Raw genomic sequence first — 15,647 nt, forward strand, 5'->3', positions numbered from 1 at the left:
GGCCAAGCTCGGCCCCCGCCACCCCTGTTGTCTCGTAAACATGATTGATGCATCCCACGATTATAAACCACCGCCCCGACGGTTGGCAGCCGTGCCGGCAAGTGATAGGATCATGCTCCATGAGCATCGACGTCGGCGAAATTGGCGAAATCCCGGCCGTGTGGACCAGGCGGCATCTGTTGGGGCTCGAAGGCATTTCCGCCGAAGAGCTGACTTGCATTCTCGACGCCGCGGTCATGTTCAAAGAGGCCACCGCGGGCTGCCGCCAAAAACTCTCGGTGCTCACCGGCCGCACCCTGGCTAATCTCTTCTTCGAGGCTTCCACCCGCACCCGCACCAGCTTCGCTCTGGCCGCGCGACGCTTGGGGGCCGATGCCCTCGATTTTTCGGCCTCCGGCAGCAGCCTCTCGAAGGGCGAGACGGTCATCGACACTGCCAAGAACATCGAGGCGATGGGCGTCGATGTCGTCGTCGTCCGCCATCGCACGCCGGGCACGCCGCACCTGTTGGCTCAAAAACTCGATTGTTGCGTGATCAACGCCGGCGATGGCCCGCACGAGCATCCGACGCAGGGCTTGCTCGACATCATGACCATCCGCGAACACCGCCCCGACCTGTCCGGCCTGACCGTGGCCCTGGTCGGCGACATTTTCCATAGCCGCACCGCCCGATCGAATATCTGGGGACTGAAGCAGCTCGGCGCTCACGTCATCGTCTGCGGGCCATCGACGCTCGTTTCGCCGCGCTGGCAGGAGCTGGGCGTCGAAGTATCTTACGACCTCGACAAGATCCTGCCGCGCTGCGATGTCTTGAACCTGTTGCGCATCCAGTTCGAGCGGCAATCGACGCGGCCCTTCCCGTCGGTGCGTGAATATGCCCACCTCTATGCGATGAACCGCGAACGGCTCGACCGCGCCAAGCCCGGCGTCCTGATCCTGGCACCGGGCCCGATCAATCGCGGTGTCGAAGTCACGCCCGACGTGGCCGATGGTCCGCATTCGGTGATCCTGGAACAAGTCACCAACGGCTTGGCCATCCGCATGGCCGTTTTGTGGCTGGTGTGTGGCGCGGCAGAAGAGGGTTCAGGGTTCAGGGTTCGGGGTTCAGGATAGGAGCGAACCGCGACCCCCAAAACCTGAACCCCGAACCCTGAACCCCGAACCCTTACATGTCTTCCATCCTGATTAAATCCGGCCGCATCATCGACCCCAGCCAGCAGCTCGACCGGGTGACGAACTTGCTGCTGCGCGACGGTCGTGTCGCCGGCTACGACGTGGCCGAGAACGGGCAAGACGTGATTCTCGACGCCGCACGCAAAATCGTGGCGCCGGGTCTCATCGACATGCACGTCCACTTGCGGGAGCCGGGCCGCGAAGAAGACGAAACGATCAAGACGGGCACCGCCGCCGCTCTGGCGGGCGGGTTCACCTCCATCGCCTGCATTCCCAACACCGAGCCGCCCATCGACACCCAGGCCACCGTCGAATTCGTGCTGCACCAGGCCGAGCGGGCCGGCAACTGCAACGTCTTCGTGGTGGCCTGCGTGAGCAAGAACCGCGAAGGCAAAGAGCTGGCTGAGATCGGGCAGCTCGTCGAGTCGGGAGCGGTGGCTTTCAGTGACGACGGCGCTCCGGTCTACGACGCCGAACTGCTTCGCCGGGCCTACGAATACTGCCTGATGTTCGACAAGCCGATTCTCAACCACGCCGAGGTACTGGAGCTGACGCGCGGCGGCGTGATGCACGAAGGGCTGGTCTCGCTCAAGCTGGGCTTGCCCGGCATGCCGGCGGCGGCCGAAGAGGTGATGACCGGCCGCGACATCATTCTGGCCGAGGCCACGGGCGGGCGGATTCACATCATGCACATCTCGACGGCGGGCAGCGTCGAGCTGGTGCGGCGGGCCAAGCGGCGCGGGGTGCGCGTGACGACGGAGGTTTGCCCGCACCATTTCACCCTGACCGACGATTCTCTGCGAGCGTTCGACTCGAACTACAAGATGAGTCCGCCTCTTCGAGCGCGCAGCGACGTGGAGGCGTGCATTCAGGGGCTGATCGACGGCACGATTGACGCGATCTGCACCGACCATGCGCCGCACGCGGCCGAGAAGAAGATGCAGGAGTTGGACCGTGCCCCGTTCGGCATTGTGGGGCTGGAAACCGCCTTGGGGCTGGTTTCGACGCAGCTCGTGGCCGCCGGGCATCTCACCTGGCCGCAGGCGATCGAAAAGATGACGATCAACCCCGCCCGCGTCTTGGGCATCAACAAGGGGACGCTGGCCCTCGGCGCCGACGCCGACGTGACGCTGATTGACCCTGACGGCGAGTGGACCGTCGATCCGGAGCGTTTCCGATCGAAGAGCCGCAACACGCCCTTCGCCGGCCGCAAGCTTCGCGGCCGGGCCGACACCGTGATCGTCGCCGGCAAAGTGAAGTACTGCGTGGCGGACCCCGCGGGTCGCGGCTCGTCCCGAAGGGACGGCGGAGTTTAGCCGTGGGTGCCGACCCACGGGAAGAATTCTGCGCCGCGAGCCAATGCCGGGGTAGCGGCGGCGAAGTGTTGTCCGACCCCAGGTGGTACTTGGCCGCGCTGTGTGCGGTCCGCGCGACAGACGTGTCGCTCTTGCCGGCGCGCCCCCGCCGCAAGCGGCCGGCAACGCGTTGGTCGAGATCCACCGCAGAGCGCACTGCTCCCAAGGCGTATCGCCGTGCAGCCACGCTTTGCCGCTCGCCACTCGCGTCCCGGTGCGTACGTGCCGGAAGGCACGTCGGGACATGCCGTGGCCGCGCGCGAATCACCACGGCCCGTCCCGATCCACAATCGCTGATCGAGGCATCGGTCGACGTGACCAACGAGCGCCGACCTAACACGCCGCCGTTAGACAGATAAGCGCACAGACCTACTGGCCGTCGAGTTCCTCGCGGTACTGATCGCTGTCGTTAACGACGGCCGCGAGAACATCTGAGACCGTGAGCTGGGTTTCGGCGTGCCCACAGTCCCTTCGCATCGCCAGCAATAGCCTTCCCCATCCCTTTAACGCCTCGATCCAGGCACCGCTCCCTTGGGTAGCCGCTACGTCTAGTTTAGCGGCCTTCCACGCACGAACTACGTCGTCAGATCCAATGAGCGTTAGTCGAAGGGTCCACTTCCGGAACTCCTCCAGACCAGGGTAACGCGAGCAAGGCGAAGCAAAGCGCCGGTAGTCTATCCATGCCCAACGGGTACGAGCAATCCTGCCAAATGACCCGCTGCGCGGAGCCGCTTGTAGCGCCCGCTTGACAGGCTCTGCCAGTGCGTGACCCTGGACGGCGGCGGACGTAATCTCAAAGCATGCGAACCGACGACCTTGTTCAGCAACTGATGGCGCTTCCTTTGCCCGACCGGGGTAGTCGTCGCGCAGGAACTGTGGCAAAGCATCGATCAGGGTTTGGCCGTCGGTGCCGGCGACGAGCAGAAAGAAGCGGGCCGGGCCGCACGGCAACGTGAGGCGGTGCGGCGGGCCCTCGAATGCGGGTGATTTATCATCCCCACGCCGAATTGATCGAAGCGGTAGCTTTCTATGACAAGCGCGTTCGCGGCTTGGGCGATGCCTTCCGCTCAGGGTTCGGGCGGTCTTTTCGGCCGAGGCGGGTCGAAAACCACCAACTTTGCTGGACTGATTAAGAATGTGGGAGTCCGCCACCCAGCATCCTTGGCGGTTAGCTCATAGTCCATGGGAGCCTCCGGGGCTCCGTCGCTAGCCGGCCCTGCCTGTTGTCCATCGTTGAATCGCTCCGGCTTACTCTCATCCGTCGCCATGATCCACCTCCGCATCGAATTGTTGACTTGCCAGCGGCTGGCCGTCTACGAGCACAACAAGCTCATATCGCCCCGGCCTCGGCAGCGGCACAAATTCAAAAGGAACCATCACCTGAATCTTAGCTAATCGATCTGGAAAATCCAGATCGTCCAACCTCGTCTCAGCGATCGTTGAACCATCAGTTAAGTCATTGATCTCCACCGATAGCGGATATCGGCCTATCCCATTTTAGACCTGCAGGAACGTTGCAAAGCGAGTCGATCGACCCGGAAAAACCCGCAGGCCGAACCTCTCGATCAGATTGTGAAGCGTGATCTTCCCGGTAATTTGGCTCTCGGTCACCTTTTCGCAGACGAGCAACGCCTTGCAGTGAGGCAATGGTTTGGCAGCGTTGGACGGATCGCGGGGATTGGCTGTAGACATCGGGCTAGCTCCACAAATTCCGGTCCAACATCCGGTAAGATTGATCTCTCCGAGGACGCGGTGGAGGACTATGTGCGGCAGTACCAGACGATGGTGGCCGCGCGCCATACGGACTTGGAGCACATGCGCCCAAAATAGGCGACACTCGTTCACTACTTGGCCCCATCCACAACTGCGATTTCGTCGTCACTCACCCCGTACAGCCGATAGATGAACGCGTCAATTTGTCGATCGGTCGCGTCGATCTGCCGGTCGATCATCTCGCGCGTTGTAACCCCTGACGAGTTTGACTCAGGCAACGGAACCGCTTGCGGCCGGTTTCCTTGCGGCCGGTCTGCCGGTTACGATAATCGCTGAAGAACGTGAAGCGCGCAAGCCGTACATGATGAACCGGGCACTCTGGACCAAGGCGATCAACGACGCCAGGCTGCTGTTGGGCGGCTTGGTGCTGTTGATGTTCGCCTTCAACTGTCTGTTCGTGTGGCTGACGAGCCTCGTCGATCTCGGTGCCTGGCAGTTCATTTTGCAGTCGCTGCCCGGCCAGTTGCAGTCGCTGATCGGGGTGCCGATCGCGAAAGTGGCCACCACCGCGGGCCGAATTGGCCTGGGTTACATCGACCCCGTGGTTCTCTTTACGCTGGTCACCTGGTCGCTGGCCCGTGGCAGCGACGTGGTCAGTGGTGAAATCGGCCGCGGAACGATGGAGTTGCTGCTGGCCCAGCCCGTGTCGCGGCTTTCACTGCTGGCGACGCACGCCATCGTCACTACGGTCGGCTCGGCCCTGTTGGCGGCTTCGGCCTGGGCGGGCACCTACACGGGCCTGCTGCTGACCGGCCTCATCAAAGAAGCAGACCCGGCGCTCTACGTGCCGGCCGCGTTCAACCTCTTCGCGGCGACGTTCTTCCTGACTGCCGCCACGACGCTCGTTTCCGCCGGCGACAGCCAGCGCTGGCGTACTTTGGGCATCGTGGGTGCCTTCTACGTCGTCGAGCTGATTCTCAAGATCGTGGCCCGCATGGCGCCCAACTTCACTTGGCTGATGTACGCAACCTTCCTCGGCGCTTTCGAGCCGCAATCGCTGGTGGTCTACCCGGAACGTGCGTGGCAGATCTCCCTGCGTTATGATGGCACGCTGATCGGCCTGGGGCTGGCAGCTTATGTGGCCGCCGCTGTGGTATTCAATCGGCGCGATATTCCCGCACCGTTATAGCGTTCTCGCATAGCCAGCTTTGATATTTCCGGGCATAATAATCGCTGCGGGAACAAGGATGTCGCCAAAAGAACCAGTTACGGCCATAGGTTTGCCATGCCAACGCCATTCAGCGTGTTATTCACAGTGGGGCTTTTCGCGCTTTCAGCTCTGTTCTCGCCGGTCGCGGTCGCCGCGGAGAATGAGGGCCAGCCCGATCTCGACAAGGCCATCGAAACAAAAGTTTCGGCCGAGACCTTGGCCGAATGGGGCACGGTGATCGATTTGTGCCAAAGCGCGCTCGATAAAGGGCTCGATAAGGCCAATGAAGAGTTTTGCAAGCAGTTGCTCAGTTCCACGCTGCTGCAACGGGCTGAAGAGATCAGCGAACGGCTTTTTAATAAGAACAATCCGTTCGGTCCGCAAGCGCCGAACTTTGTGCGGATGGCGCTCAAAGACGTCGAGCGGGCCGTGGAGATCGACCCGAAACAGGCCTCGGCCCAGGTCCTGCTCGGCAAGCTGCAAGGGCGCAGCGGCGACCTTAAGAAGGCCCGACTCGCTTTCGACGAAGCCGTGCGTCTGGCCAAGGACGACGACGACGTCAAGGCCCAAGCGTTTCGCTGGCGCGGCCTGATCAGCGAAAAGCTCGACGACCGCCTGGACGACCTCTCGGAGGCGGTGAAGTTGGCCCCGGACAACGCCGAAATCCTCCGCGACCGCGGCGCCGCTTACTTGGCCGCCGGTAAGCCGGAAGAAGCGCTCGCCGATTTCGACGCCGCGCTCAAAATCGACGACGACGACGTGGCCGCTCACGAGGCACGCGGCATGGCCCTGGATTCGCTCAAACGCTACGAAGATGCCGCCGAAAGTTTCGGCCGGGCCGTGGAACTCTCCCCCGGCAATGCCATTCTCCTGCTGCAACGCGCGCGCATGCGTGCCTTGACCGGCAATCACGAAGGAGCGATCGACGACGTCGACCGGGCACTGGAAATCGACCCGGACAACCTGTTTGGCCTGTTGCTGCGGGCACAGACCCTGGTGCAACTCGACAAAGCCGAAGAGGCGCTGGCCGACGCGAACCGCGCGTTGGCGTCGAGGCCCGATTCCGACGATGCTTTGCGCGTGTGGGCCATGGTCACCGAGAAGGCCGACAAGGCCGAAGAGGCGATCAAGGAGCTGCGCCAGCAGGTCGAGGCCAATCCCGACGACGCGGTCGCCTGGCTGCAGCTTGGGCTGCTCTACGCGGCGGGCAAACAATCGGCCAAGGCCATCGACGCCGATTCGGCCGCCATCAAGCTCGATCCGCAGCGCGACTTCGCCTACCAGGTGCGGGCCGACATCTATCTCAACGGCGGGCAACAAAAAGAAGCCATCGGCGACTATGAGAAGGCCCTGAAGCTCGACGCCGAGAGGAATAACGGCATGGCCACCAACAACGGCATACTCAACAATCTGGCCTGGGTGCTGGCCACCTCGCCGGAAAAGGAGTTGCGCGACGGCCAACGGGCGATCAAGCTGGCTACTCAGGCCTGCGAGCTGACGAATTACAAAATGGCCCACATCCTGAGCACCTTGGCCGCCGCCTACGCCGAGACGGGCGACTTCGAAACGGCCCGCAAGTGGTCGGCAAAATCGGTGGAGATTGCCGATGACTCGCTCAAAGATCAGCTTCGCAAGGAGTTGGCCAGCTATGAGAAAGAGCAGCCGTGGCGCGAGAAGCAGCCCCAGCCGTAGCGGCTCTCGAGTCGCGGCTGCGTCAGCTCTGGCCGCCCGACGACTGGTGCGACGTCACGGTGTTGGCGGCCGTCTCCGGCGGGGCCGACAGCGTGGCCCTGTTACGCGGCTTGCAGGCGGTCCGCACACCCGGCCCAGGTCGCCTGGTGGTGGCCCATTTCAACCATGCCCTGCGCGCCGAGGCTGACGACGACGAGCGATTTGTGCGGCAGCTTGCCGAGCGGCTGGGGCTGCAGTGCGTCGTAGCGCGGGCCGAGCGTCCCGCCGGTCCGCCGAAGCCGGCGAGCGGCATGGAGGAGGCCGCCCGCCATGCCCGATATGATTTTTTGCGGGCAACAGCGACCGAATTCGGGGCCCGTTACGTCGCCACAGCGCATACGGCCGACGATCAGGCCGAAACCGTGCTGCACCGCATCCTGCGCGGCACGGGCATCGGTGGTCTATCGGGCATGCGCCGTGCGCGCTCGCTTAGGGAAGGCGTCACGCTCATTCGTCCGCTGTTGACCGTCCGCCGCGCGGAGTTGGTCGCGTACCTCGCCGCCCTCGGTCAGCCGTTTCGCGAAGACGCGACCAATCTGGAGCGACGTTTCACGCGCAATCGACTGCGGCACGAATTACTGCCCCAGCTCGCCGAGCAGTATAACGGACAAATTGCGGATGCTTTGTTGCGGCTGGGGCGTCTTGCGGGCGAGGCCCAGGAGGTGATCGACGGGCAAGTCAAGCAGTTGCTACGCCGCGCGGTGCGATGGGAAGCGGAACGGCTTGTTTTCGATTGCACGGAACTTGCCGAGCAGCCCCGTTATGTGCTTCGCGAACTGCTGATCGCGGCCTGGCGCCGGCAGGGTTGGCGCGAGCAGGCGATGGGGTTTGACGTGTGGGAGGCTTTGGCCGACAGCCTGCTGGCAACCGCTGCGTCCGGGCGTACGGCGTGGCCGATGTTGCCGGGTCGAATCGCGGTCGCGCGTCACGGCGATCTTTTAGTGTTGTCGGTCGGCGGCGATTCGGCCGGGAAGACCAGCCTGAGCGCTTGAAGCACCAAAAAAATGACCAACACGCCGAGCAACAGGAAAGGCCAGTAATCGGCCAGCGGCACGCCGGCATGCACGGCGGTCGTGGCCACGACGAGCACCAGCAGCCCGGCGATAAGCAGCAGGCAGCCAATGCCCGACATCACGCCCTTGAACGTGGCCTGCTCGCTGGGCGTTTCGAAGAACAACTCGATCGTGCGGCCACGCTGCAGGCTGTGTTCCACGGCGTCGGCCAATTCCATCGTGCGGCAGGCGTCGATCCAATCGGGCAGACCGGCGTCGGCGTTGGGCAACCGTTCGACGAGTTGCCGCAGGCCCGCCGCCGCATCGCCGGACGCGAAGCTTTCCGTGACCGTCTGTCCGTCGCGCACCTCAAGTTGCCAAGGCCCGGTTTTCACGGCGTCGAGCACGGCCCGGCCGCGCGTACCCAAAAGGGTGAATCGCGAGCTTTCCGCATCGGCCGCGAGCACCGACCAGCGCACCAACACGTTCGACGTGCCCGACATCTGCACGCTGAGCGTGCCATAATTGATCGCCTCGGGCGACGACCGCACTCCGGCGGAGGTCATCGCCGATACTTTGTCGATCGCGCCGGCGAGCGGCCGCACCAGTTCCATGTCGCGCACGAAGCCGTGCAAGACGTCGCTTCGGCCGCGCGTCACGAAGCTGTGTTCGATCACGATCTGTTCCAGCACGCCCAGCGGGCCCGTCGCTGGATCGCCCGCCAGTTCGGCCAATCTGCGCCAGGCCGGGTGCGACGATTCGGGCACGTAGGGCAACATCACCGCGCGGCTTTCCTGACGGATCATGTCGAGCTCGTAGTAAACGAGCATCGAGTCGAGAACGGGATGGGACACAATCATCGTCGTTCCCGCCTGGGCGAGTTTGCGAAGCTGCTCGGTCCGCCCTTCTTGATCGGCTGACCGTGAGACGATCACGACGTCGGCGGTAGCACCCGCCAGAAGTCCTTCCCAGTGTTCGGCGATGAGAACTCCCGGCGAGGCTGCCCGAATCGCCGGGGCGAACTGGCCAAGGTCGTGCGCCCAAACCAGCCGATGCTCGTCGCTGCGCGCCACCGCCTTGGCCAGTTCCAGCGTGTCGGGGTCGCAGCCAAGCAGGGCAAAGTTCATTTCGTCCAGAGAACCTCCACCCGTTTGCCTTTGGTGGCATGGTTCGTGCGCGGCGGGCTTTTGTGCTTCCGCCAAGTGGGAGCGGGATAAAGCTCGTCGAGCAACGGGCAGTCGTAATTGGAAAAAGCCACGCGACCGCGGACCGAATTGAGTGTCTCAGCCAATTCGCGGTGCTGCTCGTCGGTCATCTCATGCCGATAGGCCTTGGCGTCGCCGCGCGTCGCATGCACGTAGGGCGGATCGCAGTAAAAAAGGGTTTCGGGCGAATCGTAAAGGCGAATCACGTCGATGGCGGGCCGGTTTTCGATTTGTACCCGTATAAGCCGCTCGACGATTTCCGGCAACCGCTCGACGCCGCCCAGCCATCGGCTGATGACGCCGCTCATGCCGGCCCGGCTCGTGTTCTTGCAGTTGGCCCATCGGCCGATCGAAGCCGTTTGCGCCAGCCCTGTGCGCACCTGCCGCGCGCGAACGTAAAAGCGGCGCGCTCGCTCGACGGGCGAAGCCGTGGGATCGAGTTTGCAGGCGATCAAGAACTCCTCGCGCGAAAACGGCGTCAAGCCAAGGACGCGAGTCAGCTCGTCGCCGTTGTCGCGCAGCACGCGGAAGAAGTTCACGATCTCGCCATCCAGATCGTTGTAGGTCTCGATCGCCGAGGGCGCGCGGTTCAGTAGCACGGCCGCCGAACCGGCGAAGGGTTCGCAATAATGATGGCACGGCGGAAGCAGCGGCAACAGCCAGTCGAGATGGGAGAACTTCCCGCCGTACCAGCCGAACAGAATCAATTTGCGCGGCGACCGCAGCCCAACGATGCCGGGTGGCTTGCTCTTGCGGGTCTTCTTTTCGGCCTTGAGCTTTGCCTGCGTCACGGGTCCATTGTAATCACTGGGCAAGGAGTACGTCAGCCGTTCAACCATCCGGGTCGTCAAGCAGTTGCTGCAAGCGATCGCCGAGCCGCGGCGGCAAACGGGCGGGCCAGGTCGCGTCCACAAGGCCGACGCCGATCAGGTCGCGAAGGTGAGTGCGGTCCTTGTCCCGCCAAGCGATCAACTTCATCCGCACCAGGGCTTCGAGCGAAGCCACTTGAAATCCGACGGCGCGTTCCGATTCGTCGAGATCCGGCAACGGATGCTCATCGCCGGGACGGACTTTTTCGCCGGCGAAAAGGAGACGCACCCCGCCGCTCGGTTTGCCTTGGGGCCCGTCGATGAAAATATCGACGTTGAGGACGTGATGATAGACGAAGCCGGCGGCTTCGAGCGCGGCCCGGGCAGCGGGCAGATCCGAGCGCCGGACCAGCAGGTCGACGTCTCGCGTGTTGCGGACGGCGTCCTCATCAATCCGGCCGACCCACTCGGCGACGGCATTGCCACCGGCGACGGCGTAGCGCACGCCGGCGGCGTCCAGCGCGCGACTTGCCCTGCTCAGCCGCTCTTTGACTTTTTCCGCCGCCATGAGCGCCCTTTCCCAACCACTGGTTCCGACTGCTGCTTCTGACATGACGAAAGTTCGACTACCACAGGTCAGCCGTTGAACCGCGAAGCGATGAGCGTGATGTTCTGCCCGCCGAAGCCGAAGCTGTTGCTCACGGCCACGTCGCAGCGGGCCTCGCGGGCCACGTTGGGCACGTAGTCGAGATCGCAGTCGGGGTCGGGCGTCTCGTAGTTGATCGTGGGCGGCAGGATGTTGTCGCGAATCGCCAGCAAACAGACGATCAACTCGCTGACGCCCGCGGCGGCGATCAGATGGCCCATCATGCTCTTGGTGCTCGACACGGGTATCGTGTAAGCCCGCTCGCCGAACACGTTCTTGATGGCCAGCGTCTCCACGCGATCGTTCACGTCGGTGCTGGTGCCGTGGGCGTTGATGTAGTCGATGTCGTCGGCGTTCATTTGCGCGTCGGCCAAGGCCATCCGCAGGCAGCTCGCGGCCCCGCGCCCTTCGGGGTGGGTGTCGGTGATGCGGAAGGCGTCGGCCGTCGAGCCGTAGCCGGTCATCTCGCCATAAATCGGGGCGCCGCGGGCCTTGGCGTGTTCCAGTTCTTCCAACACCAACATGGCGGCCCCTTCGCCCAGCACAAAGCCGTCGCGGTTCTTGTCGAAGGGGCGCGAGGCCTTGGTCGGTTCTGCGTTGTGCGTCGAGAGCGCCGTGAGCAAGTTGAAGCCCGTCACGCCGAAGGGGTGGATCATGCTGTGCGTGCCGCCGGAGAGCATCAAGTCGGCGTCGCCGCGACGGATCAGCTCGACGGCCTCGCCGATGGCCTGACTGCTGGCGGCGCAGGCCGTGAGGCAGTTGGCGTTGGGGCCTTGGGCGTTGAAGAGTCCCGCCAGGTGGCCGGCCGGCATGTTCGGCTCTTGTTCCAACTCGGAAAGGGGATTGAGAATCTCGATGCCGATACGGGTGAACTTGGCGATATTGAGCTGATCGCCGTCGAGTGCCGCCACCATCATTTGAGTGAAGCGGTCAAAGTCTTGCTGGCCCTCGCCGCAGCCGAGATAGATGCCCAAGCGGGTCGGATCGAACTTGGCGTCGGCCAGGCCCGAATCGGCCACGGCTTGCTTGGCCGCCCCGACGGCGAACCGGGTATGACGGCCGCGGTGCCGCCATTTTTCCGAATCCTCACCCACCGCCGAGACATCCCAATCGCGGACCTCGGCGGAGATTTTGGTGGGAAAGTTGCTGGCGTCAAAGAGCGTGGTGAGGCCGATGCCCGACTCCCCCTTCAGCAGGCGTCTCCAAAGCGTGGCCACGTCGTTGCCCAGCGGCGTCACGCAGCCCATGCCGGTCACTACTACTCGTCGTTGGTGGTCGGTGGGCATGTTTGTAAGGCGTTAGGCATTGGGCGTTGGGCGTTGGGCATTGGGCAGACGTTTGCGCCTGACGCCTAACGCCCATCGCCTAATGCCTCAATCAGTTTGGCCAGTCCGGGCGGCTCGGTCAACTTCTTGCCGTCGCTGGTTCGGCCGACGTCAAAAACCCCCAGCAGCTTCATGGTGAATACAAAATTCTTCGGCTCGAAGAGGGTCTTGGCCCGGCCGGCGTCGTCGAGGTGGGCAAACATGATGTCGGCCTCGCCCTGCAAACGTTCGCCCACGTGGCTGGTCGCTTTGACGCCGGCGCCCCCGCCGCCGATGGTTTCGATCGTGGCCGTGTAACGCAAGGTGTCTCCCGGCACCGCCAAGAAGTGAAACACGGCCTTGGAAACCTTGGCCAAGATCACCTTCTCTTCGAACTGATTGACCTCGCCGACCAGCAGTCCGCCCGTCTGCGCCAACCCTTCCAGGATCAGCGAATTGGGCATCACCGGATAGCCGGGAAAATGATCGTGCAGGTGCTCCTCGGCCAGCGAGACGTTCTTGATGGCAGTGGCCCGTCGGCCGCTGTCGAATTCGAGGAACCGATCGATCCAGATCCAACGCATGGCCGCTATGCCTCGACGCCGACTTTGGTTTCGACATACCGGGCCATGTCTTGCACCGTGAGCATGTTGGCGAAGTCCTTCACATTCGGGTTCGCTTCGAAATTGTTCAGATCGGCGAACGGCATCCGCTTACGGAGCTGCGTCAGGCCCTCGGGCGTCACTTTGCCGTCGCGCACGTATTCGCTGTTGGTCAGAATGTCTTCCGGAAACAGCTCGCCGCGAGGCACCTTGATGTTGAACGTCTTTTCCAGGCGGAACACGATGTCGAGAAAGTCGATCGACTCGGCCCCCAGGTCGCCCACCAGCGTGGCTTCGGGCGTGACTTCGTCTTCGTCGACGCCCAGCGCCTCGACCAGACACGACTTGATTTTGTCGAAAATCTCTTCCTTCGACGGCATGTTAATACTCCTTGCAGAGCAGTGGTTTGCGAATCATAACCCCTTCACTCAGGCGCGGTCGAGCAATGCGAACAATTCACGCAGTTTGTGCCGCACCACCTGGTCGGTCAATGCCCTGCCGGCGTCCGTATCGGCCAGGTTATAGGTCGCCAGCGTCAGCCGGGCAGACACCGCCTGCTCGCCCTCGACCTCGCCGTGGGCCTTGAACCTGGCTTCCTCCTCGGTCTGCCCGATCAACTCCGCCACGACGGTAAGTGTTTGTCCCGGTTCGACGAACTTGTTGTATTTGACGTTCCGTGCTTCCTTCAGCACGACCACGCTGTGCTTAAAATCTTCGCTGGCCCGCACCAGCCAGGCCGCGGCCTGCGTCATGGCTTCCAGCATCAATACGCCCGGCAAAACAGGAAATCCCGGAAAGTGATCGGCTAAATACTCCTCGGCCATCGACAGGTTTTTGACGGCGGTGATCTTTTTGCCGGATTGAAGTTCAACGATTCGATCGATCAGCGTGAACCGCATATCGGACCTGAGAGACTTTGACGAGTGCGGAGACTTTGCGGTTGCCGGGCAAGTTCCACAATATACCGCGATTTGCCTCGCCCGACAATCGCTAACTAGCGGCGAATCGTGACTTTCGACCCTGCGGTGCGGTCGCCGCGGGCGGTCAGAATGTTGAAGACGTCCCGGATGTCGCGCTCGGACAGCCGGACACACCCCCGCGCCCCCGTCTGGCCGATGCTCGCCGGATCGTTCGTGCCGTGAATCAAGATGCCGTTTCCCAGGTCGAGGGCGTACTCACCGAGGGGATTGTTCGGGTCGTCTTTGTCGATGACCGCCTGCCCATAATAGGTCGGATTGACCTGTTTTTTGAGTACGATAAATTCGCTTTCGGCCAGGGCGTGGTCGGTGCCCACGCCGATGCGGAAACGCCCGGCGTAGCGGTTGCCGAGATAGAGCACCAGGTGGAGCTTCGACAAGCTGACATAAGCGCTGAACGGCCCCTTTACCACTTTAAGCTGCCCGCCGGGCACCATATCACGCGGGTCGTGGATGCCATTGATGTTGGCCAGCAATTGCCAAGGCACCTCATAAGCGTCGGCGATTTTTTCGAGCGAATCGCCCGGCTGGATCTCGTAGGGCCGTTCCAGCAGGTGCTGTCGGGAATAAATCACCGTGCCGGCCAGACGGTCGAGCAGGTCGGTCACCTGAGCGTCTTCTTCGGGCGAAAATCGCGGGTCGCCGAACCATTCCGAAAGTTCCAAGTGGGCAGCGGCCAACTGGTTTTGGGCCAGCAAGGTCTGCACCGACTGCATCAAGGCGACGAACTCGGCATGGATGTCCTCCGGCTGGTCGGGCCGCTCGTCGATTCCGCCGGGCGGTTCCGCCGGAGTGTCCGTCGATGGATAGCGCTGGTCAGGCGCATAGCGATCGGCCGTGGCGTTGGGCGTCCTTTCCGCACCGGGCACCGATGGCACGGACTGCACATCGGGGCGCGTCGAGGGGTAGGGCTGATTGGAGCTGAAGCCGTCCGCCGCGGCCTGGCCCGCCAACGGAGATTGGCTTGGCCCCGAGGCGGTTGGGTCTGCCTGACCCATTGCCAGCGGCGACGATGCTGACGGCGCGACGGCGGCCGGGGGTGCTTCGCCCGCGGCCGGCGTTGCTGGCGCATTGGTCGGCGGCGGGGCGGACGCGGCCTCGACGCTTACCACGGGGGCGCCGGTCGCATCGCTGTTTTCGGCGAACGGATCGGCCGGGCTGGTTTCATTCCAATCGCGCTGGGCCTTGCGGCGCGGACCAAAGCTCGGAGGCGATCCGGTCACGCCGACGTAAACGCCGTAGGCGGCAGCGGATAGTAGCGCGGCAAGAAATACAGTTTTGATGGTGTTCACGGTCCGTCCTCCCTGACCAGACGTGGCAGATAATAGACGAACCGGGCAATCAATGCTACGCCAGCATTTTTAGGGTGTTGGGCGCGGGTGACGGGTTGACTGCGAACGTGACCGGCGAAATTGGAAGGCTGCCAGCTTTATTCGCAAGGCTGCCAACCGTCTCCCGAAGGCGGCCACGTTTTTCCCCGCGTTTTTTCGAAGGCTGCCAAGCAAATTGGAAGGCTGCCAAGATTGCAAGTCGGCCAACTGGCAACGGTTGCCAGTTGACGCCGGCGCTTGTGGGAATTCGAGGGCCGCGCGCCGTTACGGCGCCCGAACTGGTTATCTCTCAAGACGTTGCGTGTTCGTCACGGAACGCATCAACATCCGCTTATACAAGCGCTCCGGTGGGGCACTTTTCGAAGATGGCCAACTCGCATCGAAAACCTGACCCAGAGACTGCGCAGCGCGTGGGCGGCGCGGACGCACTTCGTGCCGGGCAAGCCGCAGGGTTCGAGCGTTTGGCTCGAAGGCCATTGCTGGCCTTGAAACTGTTCCGCAGCCAGCGGCACACGCACGTGATGAGCGCCGTGCTCGACGAAGGACTGGCGTTGTTCGCCGGACTGAACGTGATTCCCAAGCGGTCGTTCCTGACGGAGT

The 15,647-nt window shown here is 63.1% G+C and carries 15 protein-coding genes; 5 read left to right on the forward strand and 10 right to left on the reverse strand.

Going from position 1 to position 15,647, the window contains the following annotated elements:
* Positions 1-119 precede the first annotated feature (119 nt).
* Together VNH11_20570 and VNH11_20575 are read left to right on the forward strand one after the other, a co-directional pair.
* Positions 120-1,112, forward strand: a complete 993-nt coding sequence (locus VNH11_20570) for an aspartate carbamoyltransferase catalytic subunit (GenBank protein ID HVA48772.1) — start codon at positions 120-122, stop codon at positions 1,110-1,112.
* Positions 1,113-1,168: 56 nt separating this feature from the next.
* A complete protein-coding gene (locus VNH11_20575; protein HVA48773.1) occupies positions 1,169-2,488 on the forward strand; it encodes a dihydroorotase in 1,320 nt (439 codons plus the stop codon).
* A 1,293-nt stretch (positions 2,489-3,781) separates the two neighbouring features.
* On the opposite strand, the gene VNH11_20580 is transcribed toward VNH11_20575, so the two are convergent.
* Positions 3,782-3,997 (reverse strand): hypothetical protein, encoded by a 216-nt coding sequence (locus VNH11_20580; GenBank protein ID HVA48774.1) that lies wholly within the window; start codon positions 3,995-3,997, stop codon positions 3,782-3,784.
* A 27-nt stretch (positions 3,998-4,024) separates the two neighbouring features.
* Entirely contained in the window at positions 4,025-4,219 is a 195-nt protein-coding gene (locus VNH11_20585) for a hypothetical protein (GenBank protein ID HVA48775.1), read from the reverse strand.
* Between the two features lie 382 nt (positions 4,220-4,601).
* On the opposite strand from VNH11_20585, the gene VNH11_20590 reads away from it, so the two are divergent.
* The 3 genes from VNH11_20590 (at position 4,602) to tilS (ending at position 8,173) form a co-directional block, all read left to right on the forward strand.
* Positions 4,602-5,429, forward strand: a complete 828-nt coding sequence (locus VNH11_20590) for an ABC transporter permease subunit (protein ID HVA48776.1) — start codon at positions 4,602-4,604, stop codon at positions 5,427-5,429.
* A gap of 96 nt (positions 5,430-5,525) precedes the next feature.
* Positions 5,526-7,142: a tetratricopeptide repeat protein gene (locus VNH11_20595; protein HVA48777.1), complete on the forward strand. Its 1,617-nt coding sequence runs from the start codon at positions 5,526-5,528 to the stop codon at positions 7,140-7,142.
* A complete protein-coding gene (gene tilS / locus VNH11_20600) occupies positions 7,115-8,173 on the forward strand; it encodes a tRNA lysidine(34) synthetase TilS (GenBank protein ID HVA48778.1) in 1,059 nt (352 codons plus the stop codon). The genes VNH11_20595 and tilS overlap by 28 nt, the downstream gene beginning before the upstream one ends.
* On the opposite strand, the gene VNH11_20605 is transcribed toward tilS, so the two are convergent.
* The 8 genes from VNH11_20605 to VNH11_20640 form a co-directional block, all read right to left on the reverse strand.
* Positions 8,107-9,300: a hypothetical protein gene (locus VNH11_20605; protein HVA48779.1), complete on the reverse strand. Its 1,194-nt coding sequence runs from the start codon at positions 9,298-9,300 to the stop codon at positions 8,107-8,109. The two genes, tilS and VNH11_20605, sit on opposite strands and share 67 nt — an antisense overlap.
* Positions 9,297-10,217, reverse strand: a complete 921-nt coding sequence (locus VNH11_20610) for a DNA adenine methylase (protein HVA48780.1) — start codon at positions 10,215-10,217, stop codon at positions 9,297-9,299. Before VNH11_20610 ends, VNH11_20605 begins: the two co-directional genes overlap by 4 nt.
* Positions 10,210-10,800, reverse strand: coding sequence for a nucleotidyl transferase AbiEii/AbiGii toxin family protein (locus tag VNH11_20615; GenBank protein ID HVA48781.1), 591 nt, complete (start codon positions 10,798-10,800; stop codon positions 10,210-10,212). The genes VNH11_20610 and VNH11_20615 overlap by 8 nt, the downstream gene beginning before the upstream one ends.
* A gap of 23 nt (positions 10,801-10,823) precedes the next feature.
* On the reverse strand, positions 10,824-12,119 hold the full coding sequence (gene fabF / locus VNH11_20620) for a beta-ketoacyl-ACP synthase II (GenBank protein ID HVA48782.1): 1,296 nt from the start codon (positions 12,117-12,119) through the stop codon (positions 10,824-10,826).
* Between the two features lie 65 nt (positions 12,120-12,184).
* Positions 12,185-12,721, reverse strand: coding sequence for a 3-hydroxyacyl-ACP dehydratase FabZ family protein (locus VNH11_20625; protein HVA48783.1), 537 nt, complete (start codon positions 12,719-12,721; stop codon positions 12,185-12,187).
* 5 nt (positions 12,722-12,726) lie between these two features.
* Positions 12,727-13,119, reverse strand: coding sequence for an acyl carrier protein (locus tag VNH11_20630; GenBank protein HVA48784.1), 393 nt, complete (start codon positions 13,117-13,119; stop codon positions 12,727-12,729).
* A gap of 48 nt (positions 13,120-13,167) precedes the next feature.
* Positions 13,168-13,638 (reverse strand): 3-hydroxyacyl-ACP dehydratase FabZ family protein, encoded by a 471-nt coding sequence (locus VNH11_20635; protein HVA48785.1) that lies wholly within the window; start codon positions 13,636-13,638, stop codon positions 13,168-13,170.
* Between the two features lie 95 nt (positions 13,639-13,733).
* Positions 13,734-15,008, reverse strand: coding sequence for a L,D-transpeptidase family protein (locus VNH11_20640; protein ID HVA48786.1), 1,275 nt, complete (start codon positions 15,006-15,008; stop codon positions 13,734-13,736).
* Positions 15,009-15,647 lie beyond the last annotated feature (639 nt).

This window comes from Pirellulales bacterium (genome assembly GCA_035533075.1).
In the GTDB taxonomy this organism is placed as follows: Bacteria; Planctomycetota; Planctomycetia; order Pirellulales; family JAICIG01; genus DASSFG01.